This window comes from Arthrobacter sp. TmtSoilC79, from assembly GCF_059739405.1.
Genome location: NZ_AP046051.1, coordinates 1306762 through 1322646, shown reverse-complemented (window position 1 = coordinate 1322646; position 15885 = coordinate 1306762). Strand labels below are relative to the sequence as shown.

Genomic DNA, 15885 nt, shown 5'->3' with positions numbered 1-15885 from the left:
TCTGTCAAGGCGTTGGTGTTGCTAACGCTGAGCCCCTGAGCGTGCAGTAGATATGGCGTGCGAGGTGCGTCCGCGCCCCTCGCCCGGAAATGGGCGTCGGCATCCCGGCCAGGAGTCCGCGCACACACTGATCTGCGTCGGTCAGTTGATCGTCACGGGGTGGGTACTGTGTGAGTCAAGCCTCCGGATGCCGGCGCTAATCGCTGCTGCAGCGACACCGGATCGGGATTCCTGGGCCATCTTCACGAGGATGTTCTCCACGTGAGTCGTAACGGTACGAATGGAGATGCCCAGTTCTGATGCGATCTGTTGGTTGGAGCGACCCCAAGCAATGCGATCGGTAACCTCGGCTTCACGTGTTGTCAGCCCGAAGGGAAGCTCCATTGGAGTTTCAACGATCAAAGCGACGTCACCCTTGCCGGATGCCACGCCGGCAGTGCGAGTGATCTCCAGTGCCACAGTCCCGCGCTCTGAGGTCCAGAGCCCGGAGACGGTGGCTGCCGGCCCGGCTAGGAAATTGGAGGCGAAGTCCTTGAAGTGGGTGTCAAATACGACGGCGCTCATCTCTCGGGAAATTACGGGCCTTGGTCCATCCTGGCCGTCAAAGAGCGCTGCTTTGCAGTCTTCGGGGAGTCGCAGAATTGGGTAGCCGGACGATTGCTTTCGGCATAGCTCTGCGACGATCGGGGACAGGGCGCCGATAAGGTCGCGGGCATCATCGTCGAAACCGTGAAAATGGGAGGCGGAAAGGTGAAGCATCCCGGCATATTGGCCATCGTCGGAAATAAGGCAGGCACTCATGCCATCCGCGAAGCCCGCCGGTGCCAGCACGTTTCGGTAGAGCTGGGTCCCACGGTAGTCGTAATTCAGATCATCGATACGTAGCGGTTGGTGAAGCTTAAGCAGCTTTCTGTGGGCTTTGGTTGAAGCATAGGGGTCACCCAGTGCGGTAAGAGTTTCTGGCTGATAACCATTGTTGGCCAGTACGTCGTGTTTAGACAGCACACGGTTCCAGAAGATGAGGGCGGCGGCGTCATGCTTGGTTCCGTCGGCCAGAACGTGCAGGATCTCATCGGCGCCATCTCGCTGGTATTGGGCTGCGCCGGCAGCGAAAGCTGCCCTAAGAAGAATGTGGGACTTTCCGCTGACCATGGACGCCTCCAAGACGGGAGGATCCTGTCCTCCGGGTACGGGTCAATTATACGGCCGTCTCTTAAATAGCTGATCTGTTCAGCATCTGCGATTCCAAGGCTGCCTGGCGTTGTAGCGCGTACGTACAAATACCGATGTTGCCAAGGACTCTGTATTCCTAGGCTTGATTGTACGGAGTGATGAGTGTCACCCGAGTCATGAAAGAGTACAAAGTGACAAGCAATGAGCCAAAACTCCTTCTTGAAACCCACAGCGGGTGTGAGCTGGAGTGCCCCCTTAGTAGGCTAACGCGGCAGGTCCGCTGCAGTGGCAGAAGCAATGCCGGCGACGGACCAGGCACGAAGGGGACAGCAAGTGTCCTGCCTTGAGATCCACGGGCAAGCGGACCGTTTCAACGTCCGTGCCTGATCACCACAGATGCACAGCCGGCGGCATCGGAACCACCACGGAGCGGTGCCATCCACCTGCTCGACCGCCGTTCAGATCCAGAGCGATGGAAATCCCGGATCGTCCTCCCTTACCGCAACACCGCAGGCAGGACTCTACGCCCTGCGGCTAAGTCCTCCAACATCGAAGAATTTGTTCCCTTAGTCGTCCCACCCGCAACGGAATCAGACGACCCACTGCAGCAAACACAGTTCCAATCCCCACCCTCGGCCCACGAGGACGCAGCACAGCACAGAGCGCCCATCCATCGCTCGTTTCACCGATCCACCCACAGAATCCGCATAGCCGAATTTGCGGCTAGGATTTCTTCCGAGAGGCACAGATAGCCCATGAAAACTGACAGTCACGCTACCCCGGCAAGTGACGCCGGGATCAGCGACGTCGAGCAGCAGAAACTAGGGGCTCTTGGCTACAAGCAAGAGCTCAATCGCACCATGACCCTCACGGACGTCGTTGTCTATGGGCTCATCTTCATGGTGCCGTTGGCCCCCGTGGCCGTTTTCGGTACCATCTTCAACTTCTCCCACGGCATGGCCGCCTTGGTTTACCTGGTCGCCGGTATCGCCATGTTCTTTAGCGCCGTCAGCTATAAAGAAATGGCCAAGGAATACCCCGTGGCAGGGTCCGTGTACTCCTATGTGCGCTTGGGGACCACCAAATTCGTTGGCTTCCTCTCTGGATGGGCCATCCTCCTTGACTATCTCCTTCTACCGGCGCTGCTGTGCATCCTGGCTGCATCCGCCATGGGAGCACTCATGCCTGAAGTTCCAGGCTGGGTCTGGGTCATCGGCTTTATCGCCGTGGTGGCCTTCATCAACCTCCGCGGCATCGTCGTCACGGCACGGATGAACATGATCTTTTTGATCATTCAAGGAGCCGCTCTCGCAGTGTTCGTGGCCGGAGCCCTGATAGCGATTACCCAAGGGCGGGCGCAGTTCAGCCTCGCACCCTTCTATCAGCCTGAATTCTTCTCCTGGGAGCTCGTGTTCACGGCCATCCCGGTCGCTGCCCTTAGCTACATCGGCTTTGATGCGATCTCGACGCTCAACGAAGAAGCCAAGGGCGGCGGAAAAGCGGTCTCGAAAGCGACCATGATCGTGCTCTGGCTAGTCATCGCCATGTTCGTCGCGCAGGTCTATTTCGCGGCCCTTTTCGTTCCGACCAACGAACCCTTCGCCGAGGGTGACGCTGTGAACAACGCCTTCTACTACATCAGCGAAACAGTAGTGGCACCTTGGTTCAAGATCGTCTTCACGCTGATCACAGCCTTGATAGCGCTCTTTGCCAACGTGCTGGTATCCCACGCGACCACCTCAAAGATGATTTTCGCCATGGCCCGCGACGGGCAGCTGCCCCGACGTTTGGCAGTGGTAACCCAGAAACACAAAGTTCCGGCCGCTGCAATGATCGTCGTAACCATCCTCACCGCCGTTATCGGGGTCCTGGCCGTAGGCCAGATCGAACTCATCGTCACGATGGTCACTTTCGGGGCCCTCACGGCCTACATCCTGCTGCACATCAGCGTCATCATTCACTTCGGAATCCGGCGGTCCAGCAAGAAGTACTTCATCCACTGGATCTCACCCATCCTTGGCATTGCCGTGCTCGGATACGCCCTCTACAGCACCAACGTCCTGGCCAAAGTCATTGGCATCTCCTGGCTGATCATAGGAACGATCGTCGCCCTCATTCTGAAGCGCACCGGCCGCACCCTCGCAACCGAGGACGGTCTCTAGACCCCACGTGGCGATTGCCGTTCACCGAAGGGGTGAAAGCACCGGGGCTGCCGCCTTGGCAGCCCCGGTGCCTTCGGGCATGTCGGGGCGTCGATTGCCCCAAGTTCCCTTCAGAACCAGGGCTCCTCCACCTCAAAACGAGGCTCTGGACTACGCAAAACTACCGATATTCATCCCGCCACCCCGGTCCTAACGTTGAAGTTACCTAGAACACACAACGCTCCAGCGATGGTAACCGGGGAGTTCCCGAAGCCAACCCGCTCCAGCAATCCCAACTCCGAACGAAAGCGAGAACCCTCTTGAATCCGCGGACCAGCCCACCAAGTGGCCAAGCAAATTGTTGCCGGAGGGGAGCGAACTGATGCGTACCAGCGCGGACCGCTCATCCGAACTTATGAGCATTTTTGAACAGCGGTTCTCCGCGCGGCTTCGCGGCGACTTCACCGATGAAGTATCAGCGGCATACGACCGTTCCCCGCTGGGACCTCATGACGACAAGACCGCACGTGTCGTGCGGGCCTTGGGCAACGCGCCGGTCACCGATAAAGAGATCATCCTGAACCTCGGGCCCAATGGTCCGTGGGGAATCGGCAGGATCACAGTGGGAGCCCCCGGAAACCTCGTTCTCCTGCCCTCAACCTTCCACACCTATGAAAACGCGTTGCGCGGAGTGTTCGCGTTGCGCCGCAAGAACTTTTTGGAGAGCTGAAATCATGACTGCCGGAGCCACAACCGAGATCCGCGTCGAACCGAAAATCTTCGGGTACACCGACCGCTTCGCCGCCCGCCCGGGTGAAAGCATTTCCTTCCACGTCAGCTGCGAGGGACCCTCCGCGTACCAAGCCTCACTTGTCCGTCTACGGCACGGGTTCACCGGGGAAGCCGGGCCTGGCTTCCTGGAGACGCCGGTGGCATCAGAATTCGATGGTGAAAAACAGGGCACGCAATACGCGTGCCAGCCCGGATCCTATGTCGAGGTGGCGGACCCGTCCTCGCTGGTGACAGACCTGAACGGATTGGTCATCAAAGCCAAGGTGTACCCCACCTTGCCCCTGAGCTCGCGCTCGGGCAATTACGGCGCCTACCACGTCACTCAGAACTCATTCGGAGGAGGCAGCGACCGGCAGGTCATCCTGGGCAACTGGGATGAAGAATCTTCCAATGGCTACGCACTTGTTCTGGACGCCGGCCGGCCCACCTTCCTCTGGAGCGAACAGGGAGCCGTGAAGTCAGTGGCTCTTGAGAACCCCTTGGAAGGGCACCACTGGTACAGCCTCCGCGTCGAGGTGGACACCGCAGCTGGGCAGATCCGCCTGACCCAGGCACCGTTGTCCAACATCATGAACCGGTACACCGACCAAGCACTGCCTCTGGCGGCCGACGACAAGGTCGCAGACGCCACCCCCGCAGCCACCGCACCCAAAGCCCCGTTCCGGATCGGCGCCGGAGCGCGTCGAGACGGCGAACGATGGCTTGCAGCCAACGGCTTCAACGGCAAGATCGGCGACGTCTCCATCCAACGACGCACGCCCACCCGAACCGAGACCCTTGCGGACTGGCACTTTGGACGCAGCCGCCGTGACGACGGACTGCTCCTGTGGGATGTAATCGACGAATCACCAAACCAGCTCCACGGAACATGTCACAACGCGCCAACCCGGGCCGTCGCAGGACACTCCTTCACGGGACTGGTGGACGACTTCCGGCTTGCCCCCGATGAATACGACGCAATCCACTTCCACGACGACGACATCACCGACGCTGGCTGGCCCACAGCATTCACACTCGACGTTCCCCATAACCTGCCAAGCGGCGTATACGCAGCCAAACTCACCGCCGAAGGCGCAGAACAGTACCTTCCCTTCTTCGTCCGGGCAGGCGAAAAGAAGAACGACGTCGCCGTGCTGTTCTCCACAGCAACATACCTCGCGTACGCCAACGACCGCATTGCCTTCGAAGCCGACGGCGCCGAGATCATTGTGAGCCGCACGCCCATACTGGACCGCGAAGACCTCACCCTCCAGGACCATCCCGAGTTCGGCCGCTCCTGCTATGAAATCCACAACGACGGCACGGGAGTTGTCTTCGGAAGCGTCCGCAAACCCATCCTCACCCTCCAACCCAAACACCGGGCCTGGTTCCAAGCCGAAGGCGTATGGGGACTGCCCGCAGACCTGTGCATCGTTCACTGGCTCGAAACCGAGAACTGCCACTACGACGCCATCACCGATGAAGACCTCGACCGCGAAGGTTACAGCCTTCTCAGCGACTACCGGGTAGTCATCACCGGCAGCCACCCAGAGTACGTCACACGCAACGAACTCACCGCCCTGGAGGAATTCACCTCCAACGGCGGAAGGCTGATGTACCTGGGAGGCAACGGGTTCTATGCCACCGTCTCCTTCGACCCTGACAAGCCATACCTGATGGAACTCCGACGCTCCGACGGTGGCACCCGCCCCCACCAGTCACCTTATGGGGACAAACGCCACGCCACGTCCGGGGAACTCGCCGGCATCTGGAGGAACAAAGGCCTTCCTCCGCAGAAGCTCGCCGGGGTGGGTTTCGCTGCGCAGGGCTTTGACCGCTGCACTTACTACGAACGACTTGAAGACAGCCACAACCCATCGGCAGCATTCATCTTCGACGGAATCGGCGCAGACGAGCGCATCGGCGAGTTCGGGATCATGGGAGGCGGCGCCGCCGGCGCCGAAGTCGACTGCTACCAGCCCGGCCTTGGATCGCCCCCCGGAACACTGGTCCTCGCAACATCAGGCCCACTGTCGGACGCGTACCTCCTGGCCGCAGAGGAAGTGTACGAATCCATTCCCGGAATCGGCGCGACCGAACAACCAGGCGTTAGGTCAGACATCGTCTATTGCTCCTTGGAAGGGGGCGGCGGATTTTTCTCTGTCGGGTCCATCGCCTACACGGCGTCCCTCTCCCACAACAACTACGACAACAACGTAGCCAGGATGACAGGGAATGTTCTGAGGCGGTTCCGTCGTGCTCAGCCACTTGATGTAGAACTCAACGAAACAAAAACGCTTCAGGGAACCGGCAGCTAACCCGTCCACCAGAGAGAATCTCTACTGCCCTAACAGGACAGCAACGCGACGCCTGAGGGCGGCTCCTTCTTCGAATGCGCCGCCCTCAGGCGCGAATAGTCAGCCAGCTTTCCCCGTCTGAGCTGAAGAGACCCGGCAAATCTGTTTAAGTCCACCGTGCGGGTCAGTTGTGTGTGAGTCACATCAGATGGGCAGAACGGCCTCCGCACATCCTGCCAGCCTGTCCCAGACCAGCCACTGTCAAGACTCACAGCTGGGTTGGGTCAGGGTTCGGGGAGGACCACCAGGTTGAAGTAGCCGCGCAAGCCCTTCGCCACGTCTACCTCGTCAGGGGCCAGCAACCACTGGGTCTGGAGCCCGTCCCAGAGTGCAACCAGGGACATGGCAGCTTCATCAGGATCAACTCCGGGACGGAGCCTGCCCTGGGCGGCGAGTTCGGCAAAGCGCAGCGCGTAACTCTTGCGCAGGCGGTCGAACCGTTCGGTGAAGTACACCCGCCCGGGGTGGGAATCGGTGACGGACTCCGCGCAGAGGACGATGTAGAGCTCCACCACGCCCGGAATGTTTTCGTTGAAGAGCGCCGTTCGGATGACCGAGTCAACCAGGCCCTCTTCCATGTCGTCGGGGAAAGCGTCGCCGGTGATTTCATCGCGGCGCTCAAGGACTGCCATCAGCAGATCGCGTTTTGACGGGAAATAGTGCAGCAGGCTGGTTTGGCTCAGACCCACCTTGTCAGCGACATCCTGCAACGATCCGCCACGGTACCCGTGGGCAGCAAACACCTCGTGGGCAGCGTCCAGGATGGTGCGGCGCCGTTCTTCGGATTTTGCGTAGGGGCCCCGCCGCGCTGCGCGGCCCACGTCCTTTGTGGTCATGGCTAGCCAGTGTACATGCGTGTTACGGGTCGAAAATGAAATTCGAGTAGCTACTCGAATTTTCTGTTACCGTGGTCACACTTGCCGCGGCGGGACCCTCGGATCCAGGCCTGCGTCATCGTCAACCTGACACGAAGAGGTGAAGGCTCATGACCCCATTCACGCGAAGACAACTCCTGGGCGCAGGCCTGGGCACAGCAGCCATGGGCCTGCTGGCCGGATGCGCAACTCCTGGAACGCAGTCCGTCAACGCCGCGCCCACTATCCCCGCAGCAGGAGAGCCCGTCCGGCTCACCTACTGGGCCTGGCTCAAGGATTTCCAAAAGGTCGCCGACGTCTGGAACGCTGCGCATTCGAACATCCAGGTGGATGTGGTGTGGATCCCCGGCGGCAACTCCGGCGGATACCAGAAGCTTTACTCTGCCCTGGCAGCAGGGGGTGGGCCTGATCTTGCGCAGGTCGAATTCCGGTCCATCCCCGAGTTCATTCTGGTCAATGGCCTGGTGGATATCTCCCGCTACGGCGCCAACGAACATGCCCACCTCTACGACCCCACCTTGTGGAAGCAGGTCAGCTACACCGGAGGCGTCTATGGCATCCCCCAGGACGCCGGCCCCATGGGCATGTTCTACCAGCCGGCAATCCTGGACAAGGTAGGCGGCAGCAACCCGAAAACCTGGGACGAGTGGGCCGCGTTGGCCGCTGAACTTCGTTCCGTGGACAGCTACCTGGACTGCTTTCCCATCAGTGACGCCTCCCCGTTTGCTTCCTTCGCCGGACAGGCCGGCGCGCAGTGGCTGCGCCCGGAGGAGGACGGGTGGGTCATTAACATGACCGATGAGGCGACGCTCAACACGGCGCGCTTCTTCGATAAAGCGATCGACGCCGACCTCGTCACTACCGCGTACGGCGCCTTCTCACCGGGGTGGTTCGCGGCCGCGGCCAAGGGTGGCATTGCCTCTACCATCACCGGCAGCTGGGGCGATGCCCTGGTCCAGGGAGTCAGTGGTGCCGAAGGAAAGTGGCGGGCCGCCCCGATGCCCACGTGGGGCGATACGGGCTTCGGCTCAAGTTACCTCGGCGGTTCCACGGCGGCGGTCCTGGCCAACAGCAAGCACCCCAAGGAAGCACTTGAGTTCGCGGTGTGGCTGACCACGTCCAAGGAAGGCATCGACGCCCAGATCAAGAACAGCGGCATTGGTTGGTCCCCCAACCCCGACTTCATCGGTACCGATCGCCAACAGCCCTCGGCGTTCTTCGGTGGCCAACGCTACAACGAGGAAGTATTCGTCCCTGCCACCAAGCAGCAGAACCCGGACTGGTCCTGGTGGCCGGTTACCCAGCAGTCCTTCAACATCCTGAGCGACGGTTTCCGCAAGAAGGCGTTTGGGACGTCATTGGTGGATTCCGTTGCCGCTTCGGAGCAGCAGATCATCAGCGTTTTCAAGAACAAGGGCCTTACCATCCGGAAGGAAACGGCATGACGACCACCCGCACTTCACCTACCGTGCAGCGTCCCGCCACCGCAAACCGCTCAGGCAAACAGATCAAACAGGCCGGCAAGCGGAACGGCGCCGCCGCCCGGGCTCCCTGGGTGCTGCTGGCACCATTCCTGGCCCTCTTCGTCCTCACGTTCCTGCTGCCCATCGTGGTGGCCATTATGTCCAGTTTCACCAAAGTGACCCGCAGCGGGCTCTTCGGCGAAGCAGGCGTGAGCAGTGAGTTTGCCGGTTTCAGCAACTATGCCCAGGCCCTGGCTGACGGCAGCTTCGTTGCCTCAATTGGCAGGATGCTCCTGTTCGGAGTTGTCCAGGTGCCGGTCATGATCGTCCTGTGCACCGCGTTGGCCCTCATGCTCGAGTCGGCCTCGGCAAAATGGCCTGGGTTCTTCCGTGCCGCCTACTTCCTGCCTTACGGCGTCCCCGGTGTCATCGCGACCATCCTGTGGTCCTTCCTGTATGTCCCCGGCCTCAGTCCTCTTTTCGATGCCGCCAAAGTGGTGGGCCTGACTCCCGATTTCCTCGGTGCGAACAGTGTGCTGTGGTCCATCGCCAACATCGTCACGTGGAGCTACACGGGCTACAACATGCTGATCATCGTGGCGCAGCTGAAGGCCATTCCGGTGGAACTCTATGAGGCAGCCAAGGTGGACGGTGCTTCCACCTGGCGCGTGGCGCGCAGCATCCAGCTGCCCCTCATTCGTCCCGCGCTCATGCTCACCACAGTGTTCTCCATCATCGGAACCCTGCAGCTCTTCGCGGAGGCACAGGTACTCAAGACTGTGGCTCCGGCCATCGACAGCCAGTACACGCCAAACCTCAGTGCTTACACCACGGCCTTTGCCTACAACGACTACAACGTCGCCGCAGCCCAGTCGGTCATCATCGCCGTGGCCGCCTTTGCCCTGTCCTTCGCCTTCCTCGCACTGACGAACAGGAAGTCCTCATGACCGCCACCGCCACGAAGCCCACCTCCACCGCCGTCCGCAGCAAACCTTCCGCAGGCCCTGACCGCTCCGCCGGACGACGCCGGTCATCGACCATCATTGTCACTTCACTTCTGGTGGTGGTGGCCTTGTACTTCCTCATTCCCGTGTACTGGGTCTTCGTGGCCTCCACGAAGTCCACGGCCGATCTCTTCTCCACCAACGGTTTCTGGTTCGCCCCGACGTTCTCCTTGTGGGAGAACATAGGCCGCGTGGTCAGCTACGACAACGGCATTTTTGGCCGCTGGTTCCTGAACTCCGCGATCTACGCAGGCGTCGGAGCACTCCTGGCCACCTATTTTGCTGCCGCTGGTGGCTACGCGCTGGCCAAGTACCAGTTCCGGGGACGGAACCTGGTCTTCGGCACCATCCTGGGCGGCGTGCTGGTGCCCGGCACGGCCACTGCCTTGCCGCTCTTCCTGCTGTTCAGCCAGATGGGCCTGGCGAACACCTACTGGAGTGTCTTGCTGCCCTCGCTGGTCTCCCCCTTCGGCCTGTTCCTGTGCAGGATCTATGCCCAGGCCACCGTGGATACTTCGCTGATCGAGGCGGCCAGGATTGACGGCGCCGGAGAACTCCGGATTTTCCACACCATCGGGCTCAAGGTACTGACCCCCGCCTTGGTCACCGTTTTCCTGTTCCAGTTGGTGGGCATTTGGAACAACTATTTCCTTCCCCTGGTCATGTTGTCCGACTCGGAGCTCTACCCCATCACGCTCGGACTGAACAACTGGCTGAGCCAGGTTGACCGTTTGCCTGAATTCTATGAACTGACCACCGGCGGAGTGCTGCTCTCCATCATTCCCCTCAGCATCGCCATGATCGTCCTGCAGCGCTTCTGGCGCGGTGGGCTGACAGAAGGAGCCGTCAAGTAATGATCCCGTCACCCGAGGTCCACTACATCACCGATACCGGTCCGGGTACCGGGAACAGGATCCCGGCCCGCTCCTGGCTGCACACTGACGCCCCCACCCTGTCCCTCAACGGCCAGTGGCGGTTCCGGCTTCTCCCCGGGGCTCCCGGCACAGCAGGCGGGCGTGGCGTCCTTCCCCCGGGCGAGGCCGTCGAAGGAATCGGCAAGGAAACCCTGGACGACTCCGGCTGGGACCGGATCCCGGTTCCCGCGCACTGGGTCCTGGAGGGCGAGGGTGCTTACGGGCGCCCGATCTACACAAACGTGCAGTTCCCCTTCCCCACCAATGCCCCGCACGTCCCGGATGAGAACCCGACTGGTGACTACCGCCGCTCGTTCGAAGTGCCGGAAGGCTGGAACAACGCCCAGAAGACGGTGCTGCGTTTTGACGGCGTCGAATCCCGTTACAAGGTGTGGCTCAACGGCATCGAAGTCGGTGTAGGCACCGGCAGCAGGCTGGCCCAGGAATTCGATGTGACCGGGGCCCTTCGCACCGGGCATAACGTGATTGCGGTCCGCGTCCACCAATGGTCGGCATCGAGCTACGTTGAGGACCAGGACCAGTGGTGGATGCCCGGCATCTTCCGCGACGTCACACTCCAGGTCCGCCCCAACAAGGGCATCGACGACGTCTGGCTCCGGACCTCCTACACCGCGGGTGCCGGGGTCATCGACCCGGAGATCACTGCGGACGAGGCCGCCTACCCGGTCCGGCTGTCCGTTCCGGAACTGGACGTCGACGTCGTCTGGAACTCCCCGGCCGACGTCGCCCCGGTGGCGATCACCGCCGTCGAACCTTGGTCCGCCGAGGTTCCGCGCCTCTATAACGCAACCGTGCACAGCGAGGGTGAGACCATCTCGCTTCGGCTCGGCTTCCGCACAGTGGAGATCAAGGGTGACCGGTTCCTGGTAAATGGACGGCGTGTGGTGTTCCACGGTGTGAACCGCCATGAAACCCATCCCGACCGCGGCCGCGTGTTTGACGAAGACTTTGCCCGTGCCGACCTCGCCCTGATGAAGCAGTTCAATGTCAATGCGATCCGCACCAGCCACTACCCACCGCACCCGCGCTTGCTGGACATCGCCGACGAGATGGGATTCTGGGTGATCCTCGAATGCGACCTGGAGACGCACGGCTTTGAACGGCATGGCTGGGTGGGCAATCCCAGCGACGATCCGGCGTGGCGTGAGGCGTACGTGGACCGGATGGAACGCACGGTGGAGCGGGACAAGAACCACCCCTCAATCATCATGTGGTCCTTGGGCAACGAGTCCGGGACCGGCGCCAACCTGGCAGCGATGTCCGCGTGGGCCCATGCCCGGGACACCGGCAGGCCCGTCCACTACGAAGGTGACTACACCGGTGCGTACACGGACGTTTACTCGCGGATGTACTCTTCGGTTCCGGAAACTGAGGCGATCGGCCGGGATGACTCCCGATCACTCCTGCTCGGGTGTTCCGCGGCGGAGTCCGCCCGGCAGCGTACCAAACCGTTCATCCTGTGCGAGTACGTCCATGCCATGGGAAACGGTCCGGGTGCGATCGACCAGTACGAGGACCTGGTGGACCGCTTCCCGCGGCTTCATGGCGGGTTCGTGTGGGAATGGCGTGATCACGGCATCCGCACCACCACGGCCGGTGGCACTGAATTCTTCGCCTACGGCGGGGACTTCGGCGAGGTTGTCCACGACGGCAACTTCGTCATGGACGGCATGGTCCTCTCCGATTCGGCGCCCAGCCCTGGCCTCCATGAATACAAACAGATCGTCGCTCCCCTGCGGTTGGGCTTCTCCACGGAAGCGTCCGACGCCGGTACCCGCCGTTTCGTCTCCGTCGCCAACCTGCGGCATACGGCAGATGCATCGGACGTAGTCCTGCGTTGGCGCACTGAGCTGGATGGTGTCCGGCTTGATTCCGGCGAACTGGACGTCCTCACACAGGAAGGCGGCCAGCTTGCCCCCGGCAGCACTGCACGGATTGAGCTCCCGGATTTCGCTGCCGTGGAAGCGGGTGAGTACTGGCTGACTGTGGAGGCTGTCCTCCGCAAGGACACAGGCTGGGCTGAGGCCGGGCACGTCGTCTCGGCGGCGCAGCTGGAGATGACCGAAGCCCCTGCAGCATTGAGGGTTCCGCGTCCCGGGACATCCGCGGCGCGTGCGGACGTGGACGTGGAAGGGACCCTTTCCTTGGGCCCGGCCGTCTTCGAGGCGGGCCGGCTGGCCTCCCTCGCAGGGCTGCCCGTGTCCGGACCACGGCTGGAACTGTGGCGTGCCCCTACGGACAACGACGCCGGCGCCGGTCGCGGGAGCTACGACCACGCCGATCCGTGGCTCAACAACGGAAACGGCACTGCTGCCCCATCCATGGAAACCGTCTGGCGTGCTGCCGGCCTGGACCGGCTCACGGCAAGGGTGGAGAAGGTTTCAGCCGGCGGATCCGAGGTGGTGGTCCAGACCCGCTACGCCGCCGCCGATGCTTCCCAATGGGTCACGGTCGAGGAAAACTGGCAGCTCTCCGGCGGGGAACTGTTCCTGCGCGTGGACATCGTCCCCAGCACTGGCTGGGACATCATTTGGCCTCGCGTGGGGCTCCGTTTTGAGCTTCCTGCATCCGTTGACGGGGCATCCTGGTTCGGCACGGGACCTCGGGAATCGTACCCCGACAGCATGCACGCCACCCTGGTGGGACGGTACTCAGCGGGCATTGACGAGCTCACGGTGCCTTACGCCAAACCGCAGGAATCGGGACACCGCAGTGCTGTCCGGTCGCTTGACCTGCAGCAGGCAGGTTCCCCGTGGCTGAAACTCGACGCCGTCCCGGACTCCCGCGGCCGCTTGCCCGGTTTTACGCTCACCCGGCACACTGCGCAGGAAGTCTCAGCGGCGGATCACCCGCACGAGTTGCCGGGAAGCCACCACAGCTACCTCTACCTGGATGCTGCCCAGCACGGCCTTGGGTCCAGGGCTTGCGGGCCGGATGTGTGGCCGGACTACGCGTTGCGTCCGGAAGCGCGGACCTTGACGTTCCGTATCACCGCGACCGGCTAAAACCCCTGTTGTGAGGCCCGCTCTGCATGGTTTATCGAGCGAATAGCGCGCAGAGCGGGCCTCACAACGGCATTCGGGCACCGGGCAAGTCAGGCAACCGCGGCGGGTCAGGCAACCGAGGATCCAGGCAGGTCAGGCAACCGCGGCGGGTTCCTTCTTCACGGCGTCCTTCCGGATGGTGGCACTGATGACCGCGGCCACGGTGCACATGGCAGCTGCTCCCATCCAGGCGTAGTTGTAGTGCCCGGTGGCATCCCTGATGAAGCCGGCCATCAAGGCGGCCACGGCTGCACCGAGTTGGTGGGCGGCGAACACCCAACCAAAAACAACCGAGCCGTCCGCGCCGAACACCGAGCGGCAGATCGCAGCGGTGGGAGGCACAGTGGCCACCCAGTCGAGCCCATAAACCACCACGAAGATGATCATGCTCGGCTCAACAGAGGAGCCCAGGAGCAGCGGCAACACCAGCAGCCCGATCCCGCGGAACTGGTAGTACACGGCCAGCAGGATCTTGGGATTGAAGCGATCGGTCAGCCACCCTGAGGCGATGGTCCCCACGATGTCGAAAATCCCGACGACGGCCAACAAACCGGCAGCAGTGGTCTCGGGCATGCCGTGATCGTGCGCCGAAGGGATGAAGTGCGTGCCGATCAGTCCGTTGGTGGTTGCTCCGCAGATAGCGAACCCGGCAGCCAGAGCCCAGAAAGTGCGCACCTTGCTGGCCCGCTTCAGGACTTGCAGGGCCCGGACGGCGGCATTGGCGGAGTCCTTCGGCGGGACCGGTACCGGCGACGCAGCCACAGCGGCCGGCGTGCCAGCTGGCGCCGGGGTGGATCCGGCGTCGCCGTGGTTGCCCCCGGCTTTGCTCAAACCGGGTTCCTCCGCCCCGTACGGCAGGACCCCGACGTCGGCGGGTGAGTTACGCAGCCACCGCAGCACCAGCGGGACCACGGCGAGCGCACCGGCGGCGATGAGCAGTGAGGCTCCCCGCCAGCCCGGGTTCTGGGCCAGCGCAGCGATGAAGGGCAGGAACACCAGCTGCCCGGCGGCACTGCCTGCGGTCAGGATACCGATCACCAGTCCCCTGCTCTTGGCGAACCACGTGTTGGCGATGGTGGCCGCGAACACCAGTGCCATGGAGCCTGTGCCGAGGCCGATCAGCAACCCCCAGGTGAGCAGGATCTGCCAGGACTGGTTCACGAACACCGTGAGCGCCGAGCCCAGGCCGATGAGGCACAGCGCCAACGAGGTGACCCGGCGGATGCCGAAGCGCTCCATCAGCGCTGCAGCGAAAGGTGCCGTCAGCCCGAAGAGGACCAGATTGATGCTGACCGCCAGCGACAACACCGTGGTGGACCAGCCGAATTCCTCCTGCAGCGGGACCATCAGCACGCCCGGCGCTGCACGGAAACCCGCAGCTCCCACCAAAGCGAGGAATGCCACTGCGGCCACGAACCAGGCCGGGTGGAGCCGACGGCGCTTGCTGGTGGATGCCTTCTTTTCCGGCGGTGCCCCGGTGACGTCGGGAGCTGTCATGCGGGGATCTCCGTTTCAGGGGAATCGCTCGTGTGGTTTTCTTGTGGTGCCACGGCCAGTGGCAAGGGATGGTTGCTGCGCTTGAAGCTGTGCCAGCTGGTGTTGGCTGCAGTCAGGTGGACACCACAGTGGGTGCACGTGTCAGCTGACGTTGTTGCCTCCCCGCAGTCTGTGTGGATGACCTTCATGTGCGGCCCATCATGTGGTGCGTCCAGATTCTTCCCGGCCCAGATGATAATGGCGTTCAGGACGGGCAGGGCGTCCTCGCCCTTGGGCGTGAGGACATATTCCTGCCGGGTGCGGGTGCCGTCATGATAAGGGTGCTGGGCCAGCAGGCCTGACTCGACAAGCCAGCCGAGCCTCTTGCTCAGGACGTTGTCCGCAACCTCCAGCTGTTGCTTGATGGCCTCGTACCGGCCGTTGCCCAAGAAGACCTCACGCAGGACCAGGCTTCCCCAGGGGTCGCCAAGGACATCGAGGCCACGGGCCAGGCTGCACGGGCGTGCTGACCAGTCAGAACGAAGAGGCATGAGGCCAAAGTAGCTGACTTCTCTCAAGAAAGCCAAGGTATCCAGAGCCCCTCCCCGAATGTGACGTACGCGACACACCCCGCCGGTTTGCTCCG

The 15885-nt window shown here is 62.2% G+C and carries 11 protein-coding genes; 7 read left to right on the top strand and 4 right to left on the bottom strand.

Translation table 11 applies throughout. From position 1 onward, the window contains the following. Nucleotides 1–141: 141 nt before the first annotated feature. The gene (locus tag AC6JA3_RS06125; RefSeq protein ID WP_026539743.1) at nt 142–1152 is read right to left on the bottom strand and encodes a helix-turn-helix transcriptional regulator; all 1011 of its coding nucleotides are present in this window, start codon (nt 1150–1152) and stop codon (nt 142–144) included. A 776-nt stretch (nt 1153–1928) separates the two neighbouring features. Between AC6JA3_RS06125 and AC6JA3_RS06120 the strand changes: the two genes are divergently transcribed. The 3 genes from AC6JA3_RS06120 to AC6JA3_RS06110 all read left to right on the top strand — a co-directional run bounded on the left by AC6JA3_RS06120 (nt 1929) and on the right by AC6JA3_RS06110 (nt 6403). Then, nucleotides 1929–3335 (top strand): APC family permease, encoded by a 1407-nt coding sequence (locus AC6JA3_RS06120; RefSeq protein WP_347782934.1) that lies wholly within the window; start codon nt 1929–1931, stop codon nt 3333–3335. A gap of 361 nt (nt 3336–3696) precedes the next feature. Continuing rightward, nucleotides 3697–4044 (top strand): N,N-dimethylformamidase alpha subunit family protein, encoded by a 348-nt coding sequence (locus AC6JA3_RS06115; RefSeq protein WP_026539741.1) that lies wholly within the window; start codon nt 3697–3699, stop codon nt 4042–4044. A 4-nt stretch (nt 4045–4048) separates the two neighbouring features. Next, nucleotides 4049–6403, top strand: a complete 2355-nt coding sequence (locus AC6JA3_RS06110) for a N,N-dimethylformamidase beta subunit family domain-containing protein (RefSeq protein ID WP_026539740.1) — start codon at nt 4049–4051, stop codon at nt 6401–6403. 263 nt (nt 6404–6666) lie between these two features. On the opposite strand, the gene AC6JA3_RS06105 is transcribed toward AC6JA3_RS06110, so the two are convergent. Next, nucleotides 6667–7278, bottom strand: a complete 612-nt coding sequence (locus tag AC6JA3_RS06105) for a TetR/AcrR family transcriptional regulator (protein WP_026539739.1) — start codon at nt 7276–7278, stop codon at nt 6667–6669. Between the two features lie 149 nt (nt 7279–7427). Between AC6JA3_RS06105 and AC6JA3_RS06100 the strand changes: the two genes are divergently transcribed. From AC6JA3_RS06100 to AC6JA3_RS06085, 4 genes are read left to right on the top strand one after another with little or no spacing between them, the layout of a single operon-like run. Then, nucleotides 7428–8762, top strand: a complete 1335-nt coding sequence (locus tag AC6JA3_RS06100) for an ABC transporter substrate-binding protein (RefSeq protein ID WP_347782931.1) — start codon at nt 7428–7430, stop codon at nt 8760–8762. After that, the gene (locus tag AC6JA3_RS06095) at nt 8759–9727 is read left to right on the top strand and encodes a carbohydrate ABC transporter permease (RefSeq protein WP_026539737.1); all 969 of its coding nucleotides are present in this window, start codon (nt 8759–8761) and stop codon (nt 9725–9727) included. The genes AC6JA3_RS06100 and AC6JA3_RS06095 overlap by 4 nt, the downstream gene beginning before the upstream one ends. Then, entirely contained in the window at nt 9724–10638 is a 915-nt protein-coding gene (locus AC6JA3_RS06090; RefSeq protein ID WP_026539736.1) for a carbohydrate ABC transporter permease, read from the top strand. Before AC6JA3_RS06095 ends, AC6JA3_RS06090 begins: the two co-directional genes overlap by 4 nt. Beyond that, a complete protein-coding gene (locus AC6JA3_RS06085) occupies nt 10638–13724 on the top strand; it encodes a glycoside hydrolase family 2 TIM barrel-domain containing protein (RefSeq protein WP_347782930.1) in 3087 nt (1028 codons plus the stop codon). The genes AC6JA3_RS06090 and AC6JA3_RS06085 overlap by 1 nt, the downstream gene beginning before the upstream one ends. Nucleotides 13725–13856: 132 nt before the next feature. Here the strand turns inward: AC6JA3_RS06085 and AC6JA3_RS06080 are convergent, their stop codons facing one another. Together AC6JA3_RS06080 and AC6JA3_RS06075 are read right to left on the bottom strand one after the other, a co-directional pair. Beyond that, complete coding sequence (locus AC6JA3_RS06080; protein ID WP_026546342.1) at nt 13857–15260, bottom strand: MFS transporter; 1404 nt, start codon at nt 15258–15260, stop codon at nt 13857–13859. Beyond that, on the bottom strand, nt 15257–15790 hold the full coding sequence (locus AC6JA3_RS06075) for a winged helix-turn-helix transcriptional regulator (protein ID WP_347782927.1): 534 nt from the start codon (nt 15788–15790) through the stop codon (nt 15257–15259). Before AC6JA3_RS06075 ends, AC6JA3_RS06080 begins: the two co-directional genes overlap by 4 nt. Between the last annotated feature and the right edge of the window lie 95 nt (nt 15791–15885).

Bases quoted from the DNA above. Each gene is read 5' to 3' on its own strand.
- AC6JA3_RS06080 (WP_026546342.1), bottom strand. From the start codon at position 15,260: ATGACAGCTCCCGACGTCACCGGGGCACCGCCGGAAAAGAAGGCATCC.
- AC6JA3_RS06075 (WP_347782927.1), bottom strand. From the start codon at position 15,790: ATGCCTCTTCGTTCTGACTGGTCAGCACGCCCGTGCAGCCTGGCCCGT.
- AC6JA3_RS06100 (WP_347782931.1), top strand. From the start codon at position 7,428: ATGACCCCATTCACGCGAAGACAACTCCTGGGCGCAGGCCTGGGCACA.
- AC6JA3_RS06090 (WP_026539736.1), top strand. From the start codon at position 9,724: ATGACCGCCACCGCCACGAAGCCCACCTCCACCGCCGTCCGCAGCAAA.
- AC6JA3_RS06095 (WP_026539737.1), top strand. From the start codon at position 8,759: ATGACGACCACCCGCACTTCACCTACCGTGCAGCGTCCCGCCACCGCA.
- AC6JA3_RS06120 (WP_347782934.1), top strand. From the start codon at position 1,929: ATGAAAACTGACAGTCACGCTACCCCGGCAAGTGACGCCGGGATCAGC.
- AC6JA3_RS06115 (WP_026539741.1), top strand. From the start codon at position 3,697: ATGCGTACCAGCGCGGACCGCTCATCCGAACTTATGAGCATTTTTGAA.
- AC6JA3_RS06125 (WP_026539743.1), bottom strand. From the start codon at position 1,152: ATGGTCAGCGGAAAGTCCCACATTCTTCTTAGGGCAGCTTTCGCTGCC.
- AC6JA3_RS06085 (WP_347782930.1), top strand. From the start codon at position 10,638: ATGATCCCGTCACCCGAGGTCCACTACATCACCGATACCGGTCCGGGT.
- AC6JA3_RS06110 (WP_026539740.1), top strand. From the start codon at position 4,049: ATGACTGCCGGAGCCACAACCGAGATCCGCGTCGAACCGAAAATCTTC.
- AC6JA3_RS06105 (WP_026539739.1), bottom strand. From the start codon at position 7,278: ATGACCACAAAGGACGTGGGCCGCGCAGCGCGGCGGGGCCCCTACGCA.